The organism is Streptomyces sp. NBC_01717 (genome assembly GCF_036248255.1).
Classification (GTDB): Bacteria; Actinomycetota; Actinomycetes; order Streptomycetales; family Streptomycetaceae; genus Streptomyces.
Genome location: NZ_CP109178.1, coordinates 1,901,177 through 1,920,508, shown reverse-complemented (window position 1 = coordinate 1,920,508; position 19,332 = coordinate 1,901,177). Strand labels below are relative to the sequence as shown.

At 69.7% G+C, this 19,332-nt stretch carries 15 protein-coding genes; 9 read left to right on the top strand and 6 right to left on the bottom strand.

Annotation, left to right across the window (positions count from 1 at the left end):
• Positions 1-39: 39 nt before the first annotated feature.
• The 3 genes from OHB49_RS08800 to OHB49_RS08790 all read left to right on the top strand — a co-directional run bounded on the left by OHB49_RS08800 (position 40) and on the right by OHB49_RS08790 (position 2,923).
• A complete protein-coding gene (locus OHB49_RS08800; protein WP_329159279.1) occupies positions 40-1,854 on the top strand; it encodes a CocE/NonD family hydrolase in 1,815 nt (604 codons plus the stop codon).
• Between the two features lie 128 nt (positions 1,855-1,982).
• A complete protein-coding gene (locus tag OHB49_RS08795) occupies positions 1,983-2,222 on the top strand; it encodes a lipopolysaccharide assembly protein LapA domain-containing protein (protein WP_030971788.1) in 240 nt (79 codons plus the stop codon).
• A 29-nt stretch (positions 2,223-2,251) separates the two neighbouring features.
• Positions 2,252-2,923, top strand: coding sequence for a GNAT family N-acetyltransferase (locus tag OHB49_RS08790; protein WP_329159277.1), 672 nt, complete (start codon positions 2,252-2,254; stop codon positions 2,921-2,923).
• Here OHB49_RS08790 and OHB49_RS08785 read toward each other — a convergent pair.
• The 4 genes from OHB49_RS08785 to OHB49_RS08770 all read right to left on the bottom strand — a co-directional run bounded on the left by OHB49_RS08785 (position 2,812) and on the right by OHB49_RS08770 (position 6,997).
• The gene (locus OHB49_RS08785; RefSeq protein ID WP_329159275.1) at positions 2,812-3,525 is read right to left on the bottom strand and encodes a carbon-nitrogen hydrolase family protein; all 714 of its coding nucleotides are present in this window, start codon (positions 3,523-3,525) and stop codon (positions 2,812-2,814) included. The two genes, OHB49_RS08790 and OHB49_RS08785, sit on opposite strands and share 112 nt — an antisense overlap.
• A 288-nt stretch (positions 3,526-3,813) precedes the next feature.
• Positions 3,814-6,036 (bottom strand): NADP-dependent isocitrate dehydrogenase, encoded by a 2,223-nt coding sequence (locus OHB49_RS08780; RefSeq protein ID WP_329159273.1) that lies wholly within the window; start codon positions 6,034-6,036, stop codon positions 3,814-3,816.
• Between the two features lie 97 nt (positions 6,037-6,133).
• Positions 6,134-6,481, bottom strand: a complete 348-nt coding sequence (locus tag OHB49_RS08775) for an ArsR/SmtB family transcription factor (RefSeq protein WP_030971797.1) — start codon at positions 6,479-6,481, stop codon at positions 6,134-6,136.
• 204 nt (positions 6,482-6,685) lie between these two features.
• On the bottom strand, positions 6,686-6,997 hold the full coding sequence (locus OHB49_RS08770; RefSeq protein ID WP_329159272.1) for a hypothetical protein: 312 nt from the start codon (positions 6,995-6,997) through the stop codon (positions 6,686-6,688).
• 250 nt (positions 6,998-7,247) lie between these two features.
• Here OHB49_RS08770 and OHB49_RS08765 point away from each other — a divergent pair, with 250 nt between their 5' ends.
• From OHB49_RS08765 to OHB49_RS08745, 5 genes are all read left to right on the top strand, one after another.
• A complete protein-coding gene (locus tag OHB49_RS08765) occupies positions 7,248-7,655 on the top strand; it encodes a DUF2795 domain-containing protein (RefSeq protein WP_030971803.1) in 408 nt (135 codons plus the stop codon).
• A 250-nt stretch (positions 7,656-7,905) separates the two neighbouring features.
• Entirely contained in the window at positions 7,906-8,232 is a 327-nt protein-coding gene (locus OHB49_RS08760; RefSeq protein WP_030916455.1) for a hypothetical protein, read from the top strand.
• Positions 8,233-8,266: 34 nt separating this feature from the next.
• Positions 8,267-9,103 carry a VOC family protein gene (locus tag OHB49_RS08755; RefSeq protein ID WP_329159269.1) on the top strand — a complete coding sequence of 279 codons (837 nt, stop codon included), beginning with the start codon at positions 8,267-8,269 and terminating at the stop codon, positions 9,101-9,103.
• Between the two features lie 70 nt (positions 9,104-9,173).
• Positions 9,174-11,627, top strand: coding sequence for a SpoIIE family protein phosphatase (locus OHB49_RS08750; protein ID WP_329159268.1), 2,454 nt, complete (start codon positions 9,174-9,176; stop codon positions 11,625-11,627).
• Between the two features lie 251 nt (positions 11,628-11,878).
• The gene (locus OHB49_RS08745) at positions 11,879-13,027 is read left to right on the top strand and encodes a PP2C family protein-serine/threonine phosphatase (protein WP_329159267.1); all 1,149 of its coding nucleotides are present in this window, start codon (positions 11,879-11,881) and stop codon (positions 13,025-13,027) included.
• Positions 13,028-13,189: 162 nt separating this feature from the next.
• On the opposite strand, the gene OHB49_RS08740 is transcribed toward OHB49_RS08745, so the two are convergent.
• Positions 13,190-13,978, bottom strand: a complete 789-nt coding sequence (locus OHB49_RS08740) for a VOC family protein (protein ID WP_329159265.1) — start codon at positions 13,976-13,978, stop codon at positions 13,190-13,192.
• A 538-nt stretch (positions 13,979-14,516) separates the two neighbouring features.
• Between OHB49_RS08740 and OHB49_RS08735 the strand changes: the two genes are divergently transcribed.
• Positions 14,517-16,715, top strand: a complete 2,199-nt coding sequence (locus tag OHB49_RS08735) for a SpoIIE family protein phosphatase (protein WP_443079505.1) — start codon at positions 14,517-14,519, stop codon at positions 16,713-16,715.
• Positions 16,716-16,788: 73 nt separating this feature from the next.
• Here OHB49_RS08735 and OHB49_RS08730 read toward each other — a convergent pair whose 3' ends face one another.
• Positions 16,789-18,987: a phosphocholine-specific phospholipase C gene (locus tag OHB49_RS08730; protein ID WP_329159262.1), complete on the bottom strand. Its 2,199-nt coding sequence runs from the start codon at positions 18,985-18,987 to the stop codon at positions 16,789-16,791.
• Positions 18,988-19,332 lie beyond the last annotated feature (345 nt).

The following is a 19,332-nucleotide window of genomic DNA, read 5'->3' as shown; positions in this document are numbered from 1 at the left end:
CGCGCCCCAGTACCTACTGGTCGGTATGCTGCCCTCGCTGTGGAGGTCTTCGTGTCACGCGCTGTTCGCAGATCCCGGTCCCGTAAGTCCTTCGCCTACGTAGCCGGGGCGGCGCTCGCCGCACCTCTGGCCCTCACCGGCGCGGCACACGCCGCCACCACGGCTGCCGCTTCCGAATACACCGTCACCGCACTGAAGTTCACCGTCGCGGCAGGCGGTCGCTCCTGCACCGTCGACGCCGACCTCTACCGCCCCGCCGGGGCCGACGCCGCTCACCCCGCCCCCGCCGTCCTCGCCACCAACGGCTTCGGCGGCAGCAAGTCCGACGGCTCGACCGACGCCATCGGCAAGGCTTTCGCCTCCCGCGGCTATGTCGGCCTCGTCTACTCCGGCCTCGGCTTCGGCAAGTCCGGCTGCCTGATCACGCTCGACGACCCGGCGATCGACGGCAGGGCCGCCACCGGACTCATCGACTTCCTCGCCGGGACCCGCGCCGCCGACGACGGGACGAAGGCCGACTTCGTCACCAAGGACGGCAACGGCGACCCGCGCGTCGGCATGATCGGCGGCTCGTACGGCGGCGCCATCCAGCTGGCCACGGCGGCCGTCGACCACCGCGTGGACGCCCTCGTCCCGCTGATCACCTGGAACGACCTGTCGTACGCGCTCGATCCCAACAACACGGCCACGAGCAAGGGCGTCTCCTCGGAAACCCCCGGTGTCTTCAAGTGGCAGTGGACCAACGGCTTCTACCTGATGGGGGAGGGGCAGACGATCCTCGCCCCCAGCCTCGACCCGTCCCGGTTCGGCAACCTCACCTGTCTGCACTTCGCCGCGCAGGCCTGCGACACGATCCGGCTGCTCAACTCCGGCCGCTACCCGGCCGACAGCGCCGGCGCGATGCTCGACTACGCGCGCAGCGTCTCCCCGGTCTCCTACCTCGGCAAGGTCAAGGCACCCACCCTGCTGGTCCAGGGTCAGACCGACAGCCTGTTCAACCTGAACGAGGCCACCGCCACGTACCGGACGCTCAAGTCACAGGGCACCACGACAAAAATGATCTGGCAGTCCTGGGGCCACAGCGGCGGCCAGGTGCCCGGTGAACTCGACCTGAATGAAGGCAACCTGGAGACCAGCTACGTCGGACAGCGCGTACTCGCCTGGTTCGACCGCTACCTCCGGCACAGCAGGAGCACCGACACCGGACCCGAGTTCGCCTACTACCGTGACTGGGAGAGCGGCTACGGCACCGCGGCCGCCGTGCCCTCGCTGTCGCAGAAGGTCTACCTCTCCGGTGACGGCAAGCTCGTCGACAACCGCTCCAAGGTCACCCGCGGCAGCCGCCAGTACGCCAACTGGCTGGTGCCGACGAGTCACTCGGAGAGCTCGCTCGCCGGCATCGTCGGACTGCCCGACCCCGAGCCGTACGACACCCATGGCACCTACCTCGGCTGGACCAGCGCCCCGTTGACCTCCGCCGTCGACGTCGTCGGCGCGCCGAGGGCCACCCTGAAGGTGGTCTCGCCGAAGACGGAACGTGTGCAGAACAGCGGTGACGCCGCCGACAAGCTGGTCCTGTTCGCCAAGGTGTACGACGTGTCGCCGGACGGCTCCAGGACACTGGTGAACCGCCTCGTGTCCCCGGTGCGGGTACCGGACGTCACCCGGCAGTTCACCGTGCAGCTGCCGGGCATCGTGCACCGGTACCGGGCGGGGCACCGGCTCGAGTTCGTGATCGCGGCCAGCGACAGCGCGTACTTCGGCAACCGTGGCATCAAGCCGGTCACGGTCGTCAGCGCCCCGGACGACACGGGGGTGCTGGAGCTGCCCGTGGTCGCCGGCCGGGTGAACTGAAACCGGGCAGACCGACGCGGGCCGGACCGTCACCCGTACGGCCGCTCACCACCGCCCCCTGGGCGCCGGATGGAGACATCCTGGTACCGGGGGCGGTGACGTATCAGGACCAGAGAAGGGGCCGGACCATGAGCCCGAAGGACGTGTCGAGCGGCGGCAAGGGCGCCGTGGGAGCGTTCTCGCCTTCCCGCATCGTTGTCCTCGTCATCGCGATCCTGTCGCTCGTCTTCATCGTCGAGAACACTGATGAAGTCACGATCCGGCTGCTGATCCCCCTGGTGACGATGCCGCTCGCGGCGGTGCTGCTGGCGATGTTCGTCGCCGGGTTGGTGTGCGGCGGCTATCTCTTCCGACGCCGCGCGAAGTGAGGCCGACGGCGGTTGCCTACGCTGTCCGGATGTCTGAGAACGCCTACCTGGCCGAGGGCGCGCGCACCGCGATCCGCCCCTTCACTCCCGCGGACGCCGAAGAGTTCACGGATCGCGCCAAGGAGAGCCACGGCATGCACCATCCGTGGCTGTTCCCGCCCGACGACGCGCGTGCGTACGCCGCGTACTCGGGCCGGCTGACGGAGGACGCCACGAAGGCGGGCTTCCTCGTCTGCGAACGTGCGGTCGACGACGGGAACGGGACCGCGAGCGGCCCCATCGCGGGATTCATCAACATCAACAACATCGTCGGCGGCGCCTTCCGCTGCGGCGCGCTGGGATACGGAGCGTTCGCCCACGCGGCCGGGCGCGGCCTGATGAGCGAGGGGCTCGACCTGGTGATGCGGTACGCCTTCGGCCCGCTGGGCCTGCACCGCCTGGAAGCGAACATCCAGCCCGCCAACGCGGGCTCGATCGCCCTGGTGCGCCGGGCCGGCTTCCGCCTCGAAGGCTTCTCCCCGGACTTCCTCTTCATCGACGGCGCGTGGCGCGATCACGAGCGGTGGGCGATCACGGCCGAGATGGTGCGTCAGGACCCGCCGAGGGACGCCGACACCATGGCACCGGGCTCCGGTCCGGCCTGGACGACCACGGCACCGCCAGGAGCCCAGATTCCGGAGCCGCCCGACGTCTGCGGATAGTTTCCGCTGGCCCCCGCCGAGGTGGACAGCACCACCCACACGTCGTGGGCGGCGGCCCGCTCGCTCATGTGCCCGTCGCGCCGGGTGGCCGATTCGGGGCCCGCACCGTAGAGAGTGCTCGCCACATACGCGTCGATGCCCAGAGCGGCGGTGTCGGCGGCATGGTCGGGGACAGCCGCGTCGTAACAGATCGCAAGCCCCAGCCGCACCCCGTCGACAACCAGGACCTCCGGCTTCTCGCCCGGGCCGAAGCGGTCGAACTCCTCGCCGTGCAGCCACATCTTCCGGTAGACGACACGCGCGCCCTCTCCCGTGACGGCGAGCGTGGCGATGTGCTCACGTCCGTCGGCGTCGCGCACCGGGGCCCCGGCCAGCGCCGTCGCCCCGGTGGCACGGCATGCGGAGACGATCGGCCCGAGGCGGGCGTCGTCGGGGGAGACGGCCGGGGCGGCGAGGTCGTAGCCGGTCAGCGACAGCTCCGGGAAGACGACCAGCCGAGCCCGGGCTTCAGCGACCGCCGCCGCATGGGCGGTGGCGTTCGCTGCGACATCGAGATGGAGACAGACGGGCTGGGCGACGGCGACGGTCAAGGGTGCGGACACGTGCTACTCCGGGTCGGTCGGCGGTGGGCGACAGAGCTGTCAGGCATGCACAGGCCTCTTCATACGTGCAGGTCACGGGTATGAAAAGCGTCATCCTCAGCCTAAGGGCTGTTCCGTCGACGGCAGTCGGCCGGGACACGTACCGGGGCCGGCTCGCACGCGAGCACGCCGACGGACGGCGTCCCCAGCAGATCCGAGCCGGCGGTGTGCCCGGATACGGGACCGCCCCGGCCGCACGGAAGCGCGGCCGGGGCGGAACGAGTACCGCAGGCTCGGGTGGCCCGAAGGTCAGCCGAGGGTCGCGATGGCCTCGTTGAACGTCGCCGACGGACGCATGGCGGCCGAGGCCTTGGCGGCGTCGGGGTGGTAGTAGCCACCGATGTCGACCGGCGAGCCCTGCACGGCGATGAGCTCGTCGACGATGGTCTGCTCCTGCTCGGTCAGCGTCTTGGCGAGACCGGCGAACGCCTCCGCGAGCTGCGGGTCGTCCGTCTGCTTCGCCAGCTCCTGGGCCCAGTACATCGCCAGGTAGAAGTGGCTGCCGCGGTTGTCGATGCCACCCAGCTTGCGGCTCGGCGACTTGTCCTCGTTGAGGAAGGTGCCGGTGGCGCGGTCGAGGGTGTCGGCGAGGACCTGGGCGCGCGCGTTGCCCGTGGTGGTGGCCAGGTGCTCGAAGCTGGCGGCCAGGGCGAAGAACTCGCCGAGGCTGTCCCAGCGCAGGTAGTTCTCCTTGACGAACTGCTGGACGTGCTTCGGGGCGGAGCCGCCGGCGCCCGTCTCGAAGAGGCCGCCGCCGGCCATCAGCGGGACGATCGAGAGCATCTTGGCGCTGGTGCCCAGCTCCAGGATCGGGAACAGGTCGGTCAGGTAGTCACGCAGGACGTTGCCGGTGACGGAGATGGTGTCCTCACCACGGCGGATGCGCTCCAGGGAGAACGCGGTGGCCTCGACCGGCGACATGATCTCGATCTGCAGACCATCGGTGTCGTGGTCGGCGAGGTAAGTCTTGACCTTGGCGATCACCTGCGCATCGTGGGCGCGGGTCTCGTCGAGCCAGAACACGGCCGGGACGCCGGTCGCGCGGGCGCGGGTGACCGCGAGCTTGACCCAGTCCTGGATCGGCAGGTCCTTCGCCTGGCAGGCGCGGAAGATGTCGCCCTGGGAGACCTGCTGCTCCAGCACGGCGTTGCCGGCCTGGTCGACGAGGCGCACGGTGCCCGTGGCGGGGATCTCGAAGGTCTTGTCGTGGCTGCCGTACTCCTCGGCCTTCTGCGCCATGAGGCCGACGTTCGAGACCGAGCCCATGGTGGACGGGTCGTACGCGCCGTGCGCCCGGCAGTCGTCGATGACGACCTGGTAGACGCCGGAGTAGCTGCTGTCCGGGAGGACGGCGAGGGTGTCGGCCTCCTTGCCGTCCGGGCCCCACATGTGGCCGGAGGTGCGGATCATGGCCGGCATGGAGGCGTCGACGATGACGTCGCTCGGGACGTGCAGGTTGGTGATGCCCTTGTCGGAGTCGACCATCGCGAGGGCCGGGCCCTCGGCCAGCTCGGCCTCGAAGGACGCCTTGATCTCGGCGCCCAGGTCCGGCACCGAGTCCAGGCCCTTGAGGATGCCGCCGAGACCGTCGTTCGGGGACAGGCCCGCGGCAGCCAGCGTCTCGCCGTACTTGGCGAACGTCTTCGGGAAGAAGGCGCGGACCACGTGGCCGAAGATGATCGGGTCGGAGACCTTCATCATCGTGGCCTTCAGGTGTACGGAGAACAGCACGCCCTCGGCCTTGGCCCGGGCGATCTGCGCGGTCAGGAACTCGCGCAGCGGCGCGGCGCGCAGGACGGACGCGTCCACGACCTCGCCCGCGAGGACCGGTACCGACTCGCGCAGCACGGTGGTGGTGCCGTCGTCGCCCACGAGTTCGATGCGCAGCGTGTCCGGCTCGGCGATCACGACGGACTTCTCGGTGGAGCGGAAGTCGTCGACACCCATCGTCGCGACGTTCGTCTTCGAGTCGGCCGTCCAGGCGCCCATGCGGTGCGGGTGCGCCTTGGCGTAGTTCTTCACGGAGGCGGGGGCGCGGCGGTCGGAGTTGCCCTCGCGCAGCACCGGGTTGACCGCGCTGCCCTTGATCTTGTCGTAGCGCGCGCGGACGTCCTTGTCCTCGTCCGTCTGCGGGTCGTCCGGGTAGTCCGGCAGCGCGTAACCCTGCTGCTGCAGCTCGGCGATGGCCGCCTTCATCTGCGGGATCGACGCCGAGACGTTCGGCAGCTTGATGATGTTCGCGCCGGGTGTCTTGGCCAGCGCGCCGAGCTCGGCGAGAGCGTCATCGATGCGCTGGTTCTCGTCGAGGCGCTCGGGGAACGCGGCGATGATCCGTCCCGACAGGGAGATGTCGCGGTTCTCCACGGTGACTCCGGCCGTCGAGGCGTACGCCTCGATCACGGGCAGGAACGAGTACGTGGCCAGCGCCGGGGCCTCGTCGGTGTGCGTATAGATGATGGTCGAGTCAGTCACCGGGTGCTCCGCTCCACGTCTGCAACATTGCTTGACATCAAGATATCCCGTGACGCCCGCCCGTTCGACAGGGCCCTGCCCCGACCGGTGGCAGAAATCACCGACGAGGGCTGTCGGCGCGCAGGACCAGTTCGAGGAGACCGGGGAAGCGCGCGTCGAACTCCTCCCGCCGCAGTCGGTTGACCCGCTTGGGCCCCTGATCGCGCTGTTCGACCAGGCCGGCGCCGCGCAGCACGGAGAAGTGGTGGCTGAGCGCGGCCTTGCCGACCGGCACGTCGAAGCTGCCGCAGCTGCGCGTCCACTCCGGGGAGCCGGCCAGCTCGCGGATCAGCTGGATGCGTACGGGATCGGCCAGTGCGGACAGTGCCGCCAGGAGGGGAACCTCGTCCGGATCGGTGTGTACAGGGGCGGGGCGGTGTCCGCCGCCTGTCGTCGGGTCCTCCATGCCGCTCTCCTCGCTGTGCTCGGTGCCACGGGCAAGCTGCTGCTGCGGGTGGCCGAGAAGTCGCCGACGGTCCAGCCGGAGGGGTGATCGACGGGTCGGGCCGAGAAGTCGCCCGGGTCCGGCCGGCCGGAGGCGCTGCCTCGCGCAGCGGGCGCGGGAAAGAGATCGCCGGTGCGCTCCGTGCGATGCAGGGGCACCAGGCGTTCACGTCGTCCGGCTCACGGCCGGGCCTGCGCCCTTGGCCTCGGTCCAGTTCGGGGAGTGAGGTCCGGACGACAGGTGCGAGTGGGTCACCTCGGCCGGCCAGCGGGCACCGGAGTCGAGGATCAGGGTCACACAGCCCCGGAGCAGCAGTGCTTCGCCGCCGGGGGCCGTCAGACGGGCTGTCCATCGAGGCGTGTCGCTGGACAGCCCGGTGGTGTCGTCGGGGTTCTCGTCGAGCGAGACTTCGGCCCACACGCGGACTGTCGAGTCGTCCGCCCGCTTCACCGTTGCCAGTCCCTCGTACGGGTTCATGGAACCAGTTTCGGTCGGCATCCGTACCGTTGCCCCTCGGGATCGGCCCGCCGGAGCCCGGTGCACTCGCTTCGGCGGTCGAGGCCGGGCGGGATGACGGTCGCGGCTGCGATGTTCGCAGCCGGACGGGCTCGCAGCGAGACCACAAGATCGCAAGATCGCCATCGACGGACAGCCAGAGCACAATGAGATCCAAGGCTGAGCGAGGTCGCGCCCGTGTCAGCGACGGAGGCCTAGGAGGTGCTTGACCATGGAGCGAGGAAGCAGCCAGGTCAGTCCGTGGGTGGACGACGAGAGAAAGCACGCGCTCAAGGACTATCTGAGGTCCGGACACCCCACCCACACGGTGGAGTCGTACGACCCCGAGCCGGCGGCCGACGACGATGTGACGGTGGACGTCGGCGGTCCCGTTCCGCCGCCCGGTGCAGTAAGGGACCGGGCGCGTGCCGAGGCCGAGGCCGGACGGCTCAGGTCCGACCTGGCACGGCATCTGAACCGCAGCGACTTCCCCGCCGACCGCACATCACTCCTGCGGACCCTGTCCGAGGAGCATGTGCCGGACCCGCTGCTCGAAGCCGTACGAGACCTGCCCGCGGACGAGCGGTACGGGAACGCCGGGCAGATCGTCCGGGCGCTCGGCTACCACCCCCGCGTGTGAACGCGCACGGCGGAATGTGCTTGCGGAGCTCGGAGGTCGTGCGGCATTCGGTACCTGTCAGTGCGTGAACATGCCGGGAGCGGCGACGGATCGGCGACAGGAGTCCGGCGCCGTCCCGGGTGGCGTACGGGGTGTGGTGGGCGTATGGGTGGAGTGCGTGCGGCGGCCCCGTGGGGGACGTCGCACGGCGCGAGGGAATCGCCACCAGGGCTGCCACGCGCAGGGCCGGATGCAGGAAAGGAACGATGTGATGCCGGCAGGATCGAGTCGGAAGCGGGAGCGGCAGTACGAGCACATCAAGGAGAGCGCCGAGAAACGTGGCGCTTCCGAGGAGCGTGCGAAGGAACTCGCCGCACGCACCGTCAACAAGGAGCGGGCCCGCTCAGGAGAGGCGAAAACGGCGAGCAGGACTTCCCTGCGCGATCCGAAATCCGCCTCACAGCGTGGCGGTGAGCGGTCCCATCGCGGAGCGCAGGGGCCCACGAAGGACCAGCTCTACGAAGAGGCGAAGAAGAAGCACGTCGAGGGCCGCTCGACGATGAACAAACAGGAGTTGCGCGAGGCGCTCGGCCGCTGACAGCACATCGTGCGGGGGCGAGGAGACAACGCTGATGACGCCCACAGGGCACGTCACGCCGGTGTGCGGAACACCGTGCTGGGTCAACCTCATGACCCACAACCTGCGAGCCACGCAGGACTTCTACTCGGCCGTTCTGGGATGGGAGTTCCGGCCGGGCGACCTGGGAACGGGCTTCTCGGTGGCCTCCTCCCACGGGCAGCCGGTGGCCGGGCTGGGTGAGGTGGCGCCCGGCCGGCCGGTGGCCGGGTCGTGGACCCCGTACTTCGCCGTGGCGGACGCGGACGTCACCGCTGCCCGGGTGCGTGAGCGCGGCGGCACCATCGCCGTCGGCCCGGTGCGATTCGGCCTGGGCCGGGGCGCGGTGGCAGCCGACCGTGACGGGGCCGTCTTCGGCTTCTGGGAAGGCCGGGCCCTTCGCTGGTCGGACGAGCACGGCAACAGGCCGGCTTTTCTCGAGCTACGCACTCGGGACGCGTTCGACGCCGCCATCTTCTACGCACAGATCTTCGACTGGGCCTCCGGCGAGCCCGGCGGCTGCGAGGTCGCCTACGCGTACGAGAACGACATCGTCACCGTGCGGCAGGCCAAGAACACCGTGGCCACCGTGCGCGGAGGCGGCGTCGGGGAATCTCCCGACCCCCGCGTGCGGCCGCGCTGGCACGTGCACTTCCGGGTCGACGACGTGGAACCGGTCGTCGCCGCCGCACACGCGGCAGGAGGAACCGCCACTCCCCAGGCTCCGTCCCCGGGCGGCGGGGCCGAGTCCGTCATCAGCGACCCCGGTGGAGGTCTCTTCACCGTCTCCACCGGATCGGTGCCGGCCGGGCCGGTGACCAGGGAAGGCCCCGTCGGACACGGCGGACGATAATCGGGAGTGAATTCGCGCGGCAGGACTTCTTGGAAAGGCCTCTGAGGACGACACGGCAAGGACGGGGTGCATGGCACCGGACACACACCACACCGAGGTCGGCAGTCCGTCCGGCAGCCCGTTCGCTGCGACTCGGGCGGCTGCAGCGGTGACGGACGCCCGCGGGGTGCTCGTCGGGTGGAGTGCGGGTGCAGAGCAGCTGCTGGGCCACGGTGCCGCCGAGGTTCTTGGGCGGCCTGCCGTGTCCCTGCTCGCCGCTGCCGGGCGCGCAGCAGTCCTCACGGCGGCCGCCGACCTGGGCCACGAGGCGGCACAGGGGCGGCAGGTCGGTGCCACTCTGCGCTGCAAGGATGGGCGAGACCTGGCCGTGGTCCTGCGGGCCCACCCGTGGGTGGGCCCGGACGAGGCGCGGTTCTGGCTGCTGCTGGCCGCCGAGGAGGCCGAGACGCGGCGGTGGGAGGAGGACCTCGCGGTACTGTCCGGCCTGTTCAACCAGTCGCCGGTCGGCCTGCTGGTCTCCGACACCGATCTGCGCTGTACCCGGCGCAACCGGGCACTGGAGCGGATGACCGGGGTGCCGATCGGGGAGCGGCTGGGCAAACGGATCAGCGAGGCGCTGCCCGACCTGAACGTCGCCGAGGTCGAGGCGACGATGAAACGCGTCCTGACCACCGGCGAACCGGTGCTCGACTTCATCCAGCGCGGCCTCACTCCGGCCGATCCCAGCCGTGAGCACGTCTGGTCCACCGGGATCTTCCGGCTCCAGGACTCCGAGGGAACGGTGCTCGGGCTGTGCCACGCGGTCGTCGACATCACCGATGCCCACCGGGCCAGGGAGCGGATGCAGCTGATCAACGAGGCGAGCATACGTATCGGCACCACCCTGGATGTGGGGCGAACCGCAAAGGAACTGGCGGAGGTGGCGCTCCACCGACTGGCGGACAGCGTGACGGTGGATCTGCTGGACTCGGTGCTCCGGGGCGACACGCCCACGCCCGGCCCGGCCGACCAGGGCCTCACATTGCGTCGGGCGGCCCACGAGACCGTATTCGAGTCGATGCGGCCACCGAAGGTGTTGACCGTGGGCGAACTGAGCCGCTTCGATCCGGCCTCGCCCCAGGCCCTGTGCGTAGCCGATCTCGAGGCGAAGTTCATCGCCCACCTGGACCTCACGGCGCCCTGGCTGGACGAGGATCCCAAGCGGGCTGCGATCATCCGGGCCACCGGGGTCCACTCGCTCATCGCCGTACCCCTGACCGCGCGGAACGTCCTGATGGGCGTGGCCACGTTCTACCGGTGGCGGGATCCCGAGCCCTTCGACGACGACGACGTCACCCTGGCCGCCGAACTGGCCTCCCGGGCCGCTCTCTCCATGGACAACGCCCGCCGCTACACGCGCGAACACAACACCGCCCTGGCCCTGCAGCGCAGCCTGCTCCCGCAACGCCTCCCGGTGCTCAACGCGGTGGAGGTCGCCGGCCGCTACCAGCCCGCGGGCTCGGACACCGACCTGGGCGGGGACTGGTTCGATGTGATCCCGTTGTCCGGGGCCCGGGTCGCTCTGGTGGTGGGGGATGTGCCCGGACACGGAGTACAGGCCTCCGCCACCATGGGGCGACTGCGCGCCGCAGTACACACCTTGGCCGACCTGGACCTGCCGCCCGACGAACTGCTCACCCATCTCGACGACCTGGTGGGCCGCCTCACCGAGGAGGAAGGTGGTGGCGGCCGCGACGAGCCCCACGCCGACGGGCCCGCGATCGGGGCAACCTGTCTGTACGCGGTGTACGACCCCGCCGAGCGGCGCTGCACGCTCGCCAGTGCCGGCCACTATCCGCCCGCTGTGGCCGGCCCCTGCGGCGTCACTTTCCCGGAGGTGCCGGCCGGGCCTCCGCTGGGTCTGGGGGGACTGCCGTTCGAGACGACCGAACTGGACCTTGCCGAGGGCAGCCTGCTCGTCCTGTACACCAACGGGCTGATCCTGGCCCGGGACCAGGACATCGACATCGGACTGGACTCGCTGCGCCGCATCCTGTCCCGACCGGAGCCCGTGCTCGAGGACGTCTGCGACCAGCTGACCACGGCGCTGCTGCCGTTCCGGCCGCCGGACGACGTCGCGCTGCTGGTCGCCCGCACCCGCGCACTGGGCCCGGACCGCGTGGCTACCTGGGATCTGCCGTTGGATCCCGCCATTGTGGTGGACGCGCGGGCCGCGGCCACCCGGCAGCTGGACCTGTGGGGGCTGCAGGACCTGACGTACGTCGCCGAACTCGTGGTCAGCGAGCTGGTCACCAACGCCATCCGCTACGGAAAGCCGCCCCTCCGGCTGCGCCTGATCCACGATCAGAACCTCATCTGCGAAGTGTCCGACGGTAACAGCACGGCCCCGCATCTGCGCCGGGCCCAGAGCGACGACGAGGGCGGTCGCGGCCTGTTCCTCGTCGCCCAGCTCACCGACCACTGGGGCACCCGCTACGCCGCACGCGGCAAGATCATCTGGGCCGAGCTGTCCCTTCCGCACTGAGTTGCGGGGCCAGGGGCGCGGCCGTGCGGTCGCCCCGGAGGATCGGGCTCTAGGCGGCGGAGGCCCAGGACCGTGCCGTCGTGATCCCTGACGGGCGCACAACGGCAGCGACAGCACCTCGCTGCGGTGTCGGAGAGCGCGTATACACGTGCTCGACGACCGCCGCGAGGCGGCTGCCCGGCCCGGCCATGTCTTCATGGTGTGCCCGGCCCGGCTCGTCAGCCTCCCTCGGACGGTGCACTGTGGAAGTTATGGGAGGCGGGCAGCCCTTCGCCGGCTGGCGGCCATGGCAGTCGAGCCATGCGTTGCTGGTCATCCCGATCGCCCTCATCGTGGTGATCACGGTCGTGGACATCCTGGTCCCGGCCGACGTACATCTCGGTCCGCTGCTGGTCATCGCACCGGCGATCACCGCCTCGTTCGCCGGTCCCCGGCTGACCGGCGCGATCGGACTCCTCGCCGTGGCGGCCCAGGCGTACATCGGCTGGCACGTCGGCTTGCTCTTCTCCCGCAACACGGTGGTGCAGGTCGTCGCGCTGGCGGTGCTCTCATCTTTGATCGTGTTCTTCTGCGTGGTGCGCGAGGGGCGCGAAAGGACGCTGGACCAGGTGCGGTCGGTGGCCGAGGCCGCACAGCATGTGCTGCTGTGGCCCATCCCGGACCGGATCGGTCCGTTGCGGACGGCCTGCCTGTACCTGGCAGCCGAGGACGAGGCAGAGATCGGCGGTGACCTGTACGCGGCGACCCGCACCGAAGGTGGTACCCGAGTGATGATCGGGGACGTACGGGGCAAGGGCCTGGCCGCCATCGGAGAGGCCGCACTGCTTCTCGGCGCCTTCCGTGAGGCCGCCCACCAGCACACGTCCCTGCCCGCACTGGCCGACGCCCTGGATCGGAGTGTGGACCGCTACCAGGCAGAATTCTCCGAGCCGGAGGGTGAGGTCGGAGAACGCTTCGTCACCGCCCTGCTGCTGGAGATCCCCGACGGCGACCACGTCACCCGGATGACCACCTGCGGGCACCCCCCGCCTCTGCTGCTCAGCCCCGGCGACTCCGTCACCGTCCCGAGCCTGCACCCCGCGCCTCCGCTGGGGCTCGGTCTGACGCGGCAGGCCCACACCCTTGACGTGTTCACCTTCGAGGTCGGAGACACCCTCATCCTGTACACCGACGGCGTCATCGAGGCCCGTGACCAGGCCGGTGCGTTCTATCCGTTCGCGGAAAGAGCGGCCCAGTGGGCCGAGTGCAACCCCAAGGCACTCCTGCAGCACATCCGGCATGACCTCCTCGCTCACGCCGGCGGGCGCCTCGGTGACGACGCCGCCCTCATCGCGATCCACCGGCCACCCACCCACCACCGGGACCGCCCGCACGGAAAGATCTTCCATACTGACGGGTGACGCCACGGCTCCGGAATCGAACCACGGGGATGAGCGCGGCGAGCCACGACCGGAGCAGCAGAAGTGCGGAACCGATCCTGCCGCTCAGCGTCCGTCGCAGTCGGTCCGCGGTCGACGAGCGGCCGCGGACCGGAGCAGGGAGGGGCGACAGTTCCCCGTCGCTCAGGTGATCTTGGGCATCTCACCCTTCGTAGTCTTGAGGTCGATCACGGAAAAGGCCGCGCCCTGCGGGTCGGAGACGGCCGCGAAGCGGCCGAACGGGCTGTCGTGCGGGCCGAAGTGCACCTGGCCGCCGTGTTCGGTGACGGTGGCGATCGCGTCGTCGCAGTTGTCGACGGCGAAGTAGACGTTGACGTACGGAGGGACCTCGGCCGGCCAGTCCTTCGTCATCTTCATCCGGCCGAACGCGGTGTCGTCACCGAGGTCGTAGAGCTTGAAGTCGACGGCCTCGTCCTGCATGGTCTTCACGCCGTAACCGAAGACAGCGGGGAAGAAACCGTCGGCCTTCTCGACATCGCGTGTGGTGACCTCGGCCCAGCAGAACGCGCCGGCCTCGCCCTGCTTCTCGAAGCCCTCGTGGGTGCCCGCCTGCCAGACGCCGAAGACGACGCCGCTCGGGTCCTTCGCCATCAGCATCTTGCCGAACTCGCCGACGGCCATGGGTTCCATCATCAACTCGCCGCCGTTGTCGCGGATCTTGGCGGCTGCGGCGTCGACGTCCGACGAGGCGATGTAGATGCTCCAGGCAGGCGGGCCTTCCCAGCCGGGCATCTGGGGGGAGAGGGCGGCGACATTCTTGCCGTCCGAGTACGCCTGCGTGTAGTTGCCGTACTCCTCCGACGACTCGCCGAAGCTCCAGCCCAGCAGTTCACCGTAGAAGCCCTTGGCGGCCTCCAGGTCGGGGAACATCGCGTCGGCCCAACAGGGCGCGCCTTCAGGTCTTGCGGTCATGGTCTGACTGCCTCCTGGTCGAGGGACATCTGGTGACTGGCTGGCCACGCTATTCGTTGTTCGTGCACCCTGACCGGCAAAGAATTCGAACATATGGTCAATTCTTCTGTCGTGGGCGGACGCGGCGTCGTGGCCGCCTGGGCGGCGCCGGGAGCCTGCGTATCGGTCAGGGCTTTGAGCTGTCCGGCGGTCGGTACCGGCCCGGTGCCCGACGGTATGCCGTGGATGACGGCAGGTGGGATCGCGCGGAACCGGCGTCCCGACTTCATCAAGCGCATGAGGAGTTGGAGCAGTCCAGCGGCGAGGGTCGGTGCGCCGAGGACGCGCCGGCGCAGTGGGTGCCGAACCGGTGCGGCCTCCACGCGCCGTGGTGCTCGCGGCCCGGCCGCTGTCCGGGATCGAGGCCGACACGGTTCTCGTGGACGACTTCGGCGGGGTTGCGCGACCGCCGCGCGGGTGCCGGTCGAAGGACACATCGGCTGGGCTCGGTTCGACGTCCCCGTGCGGACGGATGTGTGTTCGATCGATCCGGGGGACCATGGAAGCTGAAGGATTCAGCGAACAGGGGGACAGGCCGCAGGTAAGTGGTCAGGTCACGGACCGGGGCGTGGGAGGGCCCACGCGGCCGGCCGGTGGAAGGAGTGCCCGGGTGAGCGAGGTCGAAGGGGGCGTGGCTGACGCCGGTCGGCCGGGGGCGCGGTCGTCGCAGCCGAGCGGGCTGGTGGACCTCCTCGGTTTCGCCGCGCTGCTGCTGGACGGCGATGGGCGGATCGTCCTGTGGAGCCCGCAGGCCGAGAAGGTGTTCGGTTATACCGCTGATGAGGTGCTCGGGCAGTACGCGGTGCAGGTGCTCGTCCATGAACAGCACTGGGAACTGATGATCAAGCTGTTTGACCACGTCATGGGGACCGGTGAGAGCTGGGCCGGAGCGTTCCCCATCCGGCACAAGGACGGCAGCGCCCGTCTGGTGGAGTTCCGTAACACGAGGCTGCTGGACGACCACGGCGACTTCTACGCCCTCGGGCTCGCCACCGACGAGTCGACGTTGCGTGAGGTGGAGCGGGACGTCGCATTGTCCACGCGGCTGATCTCCCAGTCCCCCATGGGGCTGGCGATCCTCGACACCGACCTGCGGTACGTGTCCGTCAACCCCGCCTTGGAGCGGATGCATGGCATACCCGCGGATGACCACCTGGGCCGGGGCTACCGAGAGATCATGACCCACACGAGGTTCGAGGTGGTCGAGGCCGCGATGCAGCAGGTCCTGGAGACCGGGATCCCCATGATCGACCAGTCCACCGTCGTCGGCCGCGCCCCCGCCGACCCGGAGCACGAGCATGCCTGGTCGATTTCGTTGTACCGGCTGGAGGACCCCCAGGGGCGGGTCCTCGGGGTGGCCGAACTGGTGGTGGATGTCACCGACCGGCAACAGGCGGCCATGGAGGCTGCCAAGGCCCGGTGGCGTCTGGCCCTGATCGCCGACAGCTCCGTTCGCATCGGCACCACCTTGGAGGTGGGGAAGACCGCCCGGGAGCTGGCCGAGGTCACCGTTCCCGAGCTCGCCGACGTGGTCGCGGTCGACGTCCTGGATTCCGTCCTGGAAGACTGTCACCTGGCAGATCGCGACGGCCCCGCGATCTTTCGCGCCCTCGCGGTCAAGGCCGCATACCCGACCGAAGCCGCTGAGGCCGCCGACCGACCCGGCCACCTGGCCTCTTATGGCATCGGCCGGCTTGCCACCGAATGCGTACGCACCGGCCGCCCGATCCTGATCACCCAAGCGGATGACAACGACCTGGCGCGCATCGCCCGCGACGACCACGCCGCTGCCCTGCTGGCCCGCGCCGGCGTGCACTCCTACATCGCAGTCCCGCTCACCGCGCACGGCCAGACCCTGGGCTTCCTGGGTCTCACCCGGGCGCGCAACCCGCTGCCCTTCGACGAGGACGACCTCGCCCTCGCCGGTGAGCTGGCCTCTCGCACCGCCATGTGCATCGACAACGCCTGCTCGCACCAGAGGGTGCGCAACGCCGCCGAGACCTTGCAGCGCAGCCTCCTCCCGGAACTCCCGCCCCGACGTCCCGGCCTGGAGGTCGCCTCCCGGTACCGGCCCGCACAGGCCGCATTCGAGGTCGGCGGCGACTGGTACGACGTCCTGCCGCTCGATGGCGACAAGACCGCACTCGTTGTGGGCGACGTCATGGGCAGCGGCATCGGCGCTGCCGCCACCATGGGCCGCCTGTGTACCGCCACCGGTGCCTTCGCCGACCTCAACCTCGACCCCGCCGAGGTTCTCCAGCACCTGGACAAGATCACCTCGGGACTGGGGCATCCCATAGTCACCTGCGTGTACGCCGTCTACGACCCACACCGCGCCGAATGCCACATCGCCACCGCCGGTCACCTGCCCCCCGTCCTCGTGCGCAGCGGCAGGCATCCGGAACTGCTCGACCTGCCCACCGGCATCCCGTTGGGAGTGGGTGGCGTCTCCTTCGAGACCACCACCTTCGACCTCGGCCCCGGCGACCAGCTGGTCCTGTACACCGACGGACTGGTCGAAACCCGCCACGACCCCATCGACAAGGGCCTCAAGACTCTCCTCCGCGTGCTGGACGCGCCCGACCGTTCCCTGGAGGAAACCTGTGACCGGCTCCTTCATGAGCTGCGACGTCCTGACGACCCTGATGACGTCGCCCTGCTCATCGCCCGGACTCAGCCCTTCAAGCCCACAGGGTGAAACTCCTGCCCACTGGTGGTGCGAGCCGGCTCGGGCGCCGCAGGATGTGTCGCAGCGGCGCCCGGGGCCGGTGTCAGCCGGCGGCTACGGGACTCTCCGCCTGCTGGATGTGGGCCGCCATGGCCGGGTCGCTGATGCCGTCCCCGCCGGTTTCGACGCGGCCGGCGAAGCGACGCTCGAGCGATGAGCCGTCCACGGTGACGGTGAAGTCGTACCAGTGACCGCTCGGGTTCAGCGACCAGCGCCGATCGACTTCCTTGCGCGACGGCACATGGATCGTCCGGGGCTCGGTGAAGCGGTAGGCGTGGGGCTCGACGTGCAGCGTGACCGCCTTGGGTCCGGGATTGTGCACGCTGAGAACGACTGACTTGCCATGACGGTCGTACCGAACCCGGAGCTCCGGGTCGGCCTTGGAGGCCGTATTCCCGGCGAAGGAACGGAAGAAGCCGCCAGGACCGTGGACCTCGAGGTCGTACGCGCCCGAGTCCGTCGCCATGGCGTCCCACACGTCGGTGAGCCGCTTCCCGGCCTCGACGGTGTAACGCCGCGGGATCCGGTCGAGATGAAGCCTGTCGTACACGTGGAAGACGGCGCCCTTGTGACCTGAGTTGAGGAACTGCAGGGTGACCGTGCCCGCGCCCTGGTCGGTGGAGGCGTCGGTGTGGAGTTCGTACGGCAGCGCGCGGGAGTAGCGCGTCCCGCGCTCCTGGAACAGCGGCTCCGGTGCCGTCGGCGCCTTCGGCGACGGCAGGGTGCGCTGGTGGGCGTCGGAGGCGGCCCACTCGCTCTGGTCGGGGAGTTCCGGGAACCGCTGCTTGTTGGGGTGCTTGAAGTCGAACGCCGAGGTGAGGTCACCGGAGACGGCGCGGTGCCACGGGCTGATCGCGTCGATCTGGACGCCGAAGCGCTGTTCGAGGAACATGCCGACGGAGGTGTGGTCGAACACCTCGGAGTCGACCCAGCCGCCCCGGCTCCACGGGGAGACGACGTAGAGCGGCACGCGCGGGCCCATGCCCCACGGGCGGGTCGTCCCCGTGACCGTGTCGTCGGCCTTGAGCCACGACGACGGCTTGCCGGACGCGTCGAAGTACTCGCCGTCCACCGGGACCGTCGACTTGCCGGCGAGGGTGCCGTCGAGGTTGTACGACGGGACGGCCGGAGCGGGGACGTGGTCGAAGAGGCCGTCGTTCTCGTCGAAGGTGAGCAGAAAGACGGTCTTGCTCCACAGCTCCGGGTTGGCGGTCAGCGCGTCCAGCACGTCGGCGGTGAAGTTGCCGCCGTGCGTCGGGCTGGAACCCGCGCCGGGGTGCTCGGAGTTGGATGCGGTCGTCAGCACCCAGGAGACCTGCGGCAAGGTGCCCTCGAGCACGTCCTGGCGGAGCCGGTCCAGGAAGTCGGGGCCACCGGTCATGCCGTGCTCGTACACCGGCGTGCCCGGCTGGGCGTTGCGGAAGCTCTCGAACGCCAGGCAGCCGTTCATCGCGCCGGTCCAGTTGTCGTTCATGTCCTGGTAGATGTGCCAGCTGATGCCGGAGCGCTCCAGTACATCCGGGATGGTGTCCCAGGTGAACGCGTTGCTCGCGTACTTGTAGGTCTGCGGCCACGCGTCCGGTACCCACTTGCCGGTGATCCAGCACCGGAGGTTGTTGGGCTCGGACTGGTCGGGGCCCGAGTTGACGCCCTGGCGGCCGAGTTCGGGGTTGAAGTTGGAACCCGACCAGAACGTGATGCGGTTGGGGTCGGTACCGGTGGTGATGGAGCAGTGGTAGGAGTCGCAGATGGTGAACGCCTCGGCGAGGGCGAACTGGAAGGGGATGTCGTCGCGCCGGTAGTACCCCATGGAGTACTCGGTCTTGTACTTCGGCCAGTGGCCGAGCTTGCCCTGGTTCCACGCGGCCTGCGCGTCGGCGAAGGAGTGCGGTGTCGAGGGGATGAGCAGGGCGCTGGAGCGCTCGGGGTCGAGGTGGTACGGCGGGACCTCCCGCGCGCCATCGGACTGGTACCAGACCGGCTTGCCGCTCTCGAGCGGAATCGGGAACCGGTCACCGAAGCCGCGCACGCCGCGCATCGTGCCGAAGTAGTGGTTGAAGCCGCGGTTCTCCTGCATCAGGATCACGACGTGCTCGACGTCCTTGATCGTTCCCGTGCGGACGGCCGCGTCGACGGCGAGGGCCCGGCTGATGGATCCGGGGAGCACGGACGCGGCGGCGGCTGCCCCCAGAGTCGTGGCCGACCGGCGGAGAAAGTCGCGTCTACTGGCTGGTGAGGGCATGACATATTCCTTCGCGCAGTGGAGGGGCTGCGCCCGGACAGGGACCGTCTCCGGAAACACTTCGGCCTCCGGGGTCGGGAGCTTTCCGTGTGGTGACGGCTGCAGCCAGCACAGGCTAGGAAGGCATGGTGAACCCTGACCGACCGTGCGGAAGATCGGCATGAACAGCGCCGAACACGGCGCCGGGCTCGCGGCGTCGGCTGACGGATACGGTGCTGCCCCGTGACCGGTCCATCTCCTGATCAAGGAAGCGTCGATGAGCGACGTGATCGCCTCTGTCGATGAGGCTGAGGACGTACGACCGGTCGAGCTGCCGACGGAAGGCCGTGTCCGTTTCCCCATAGG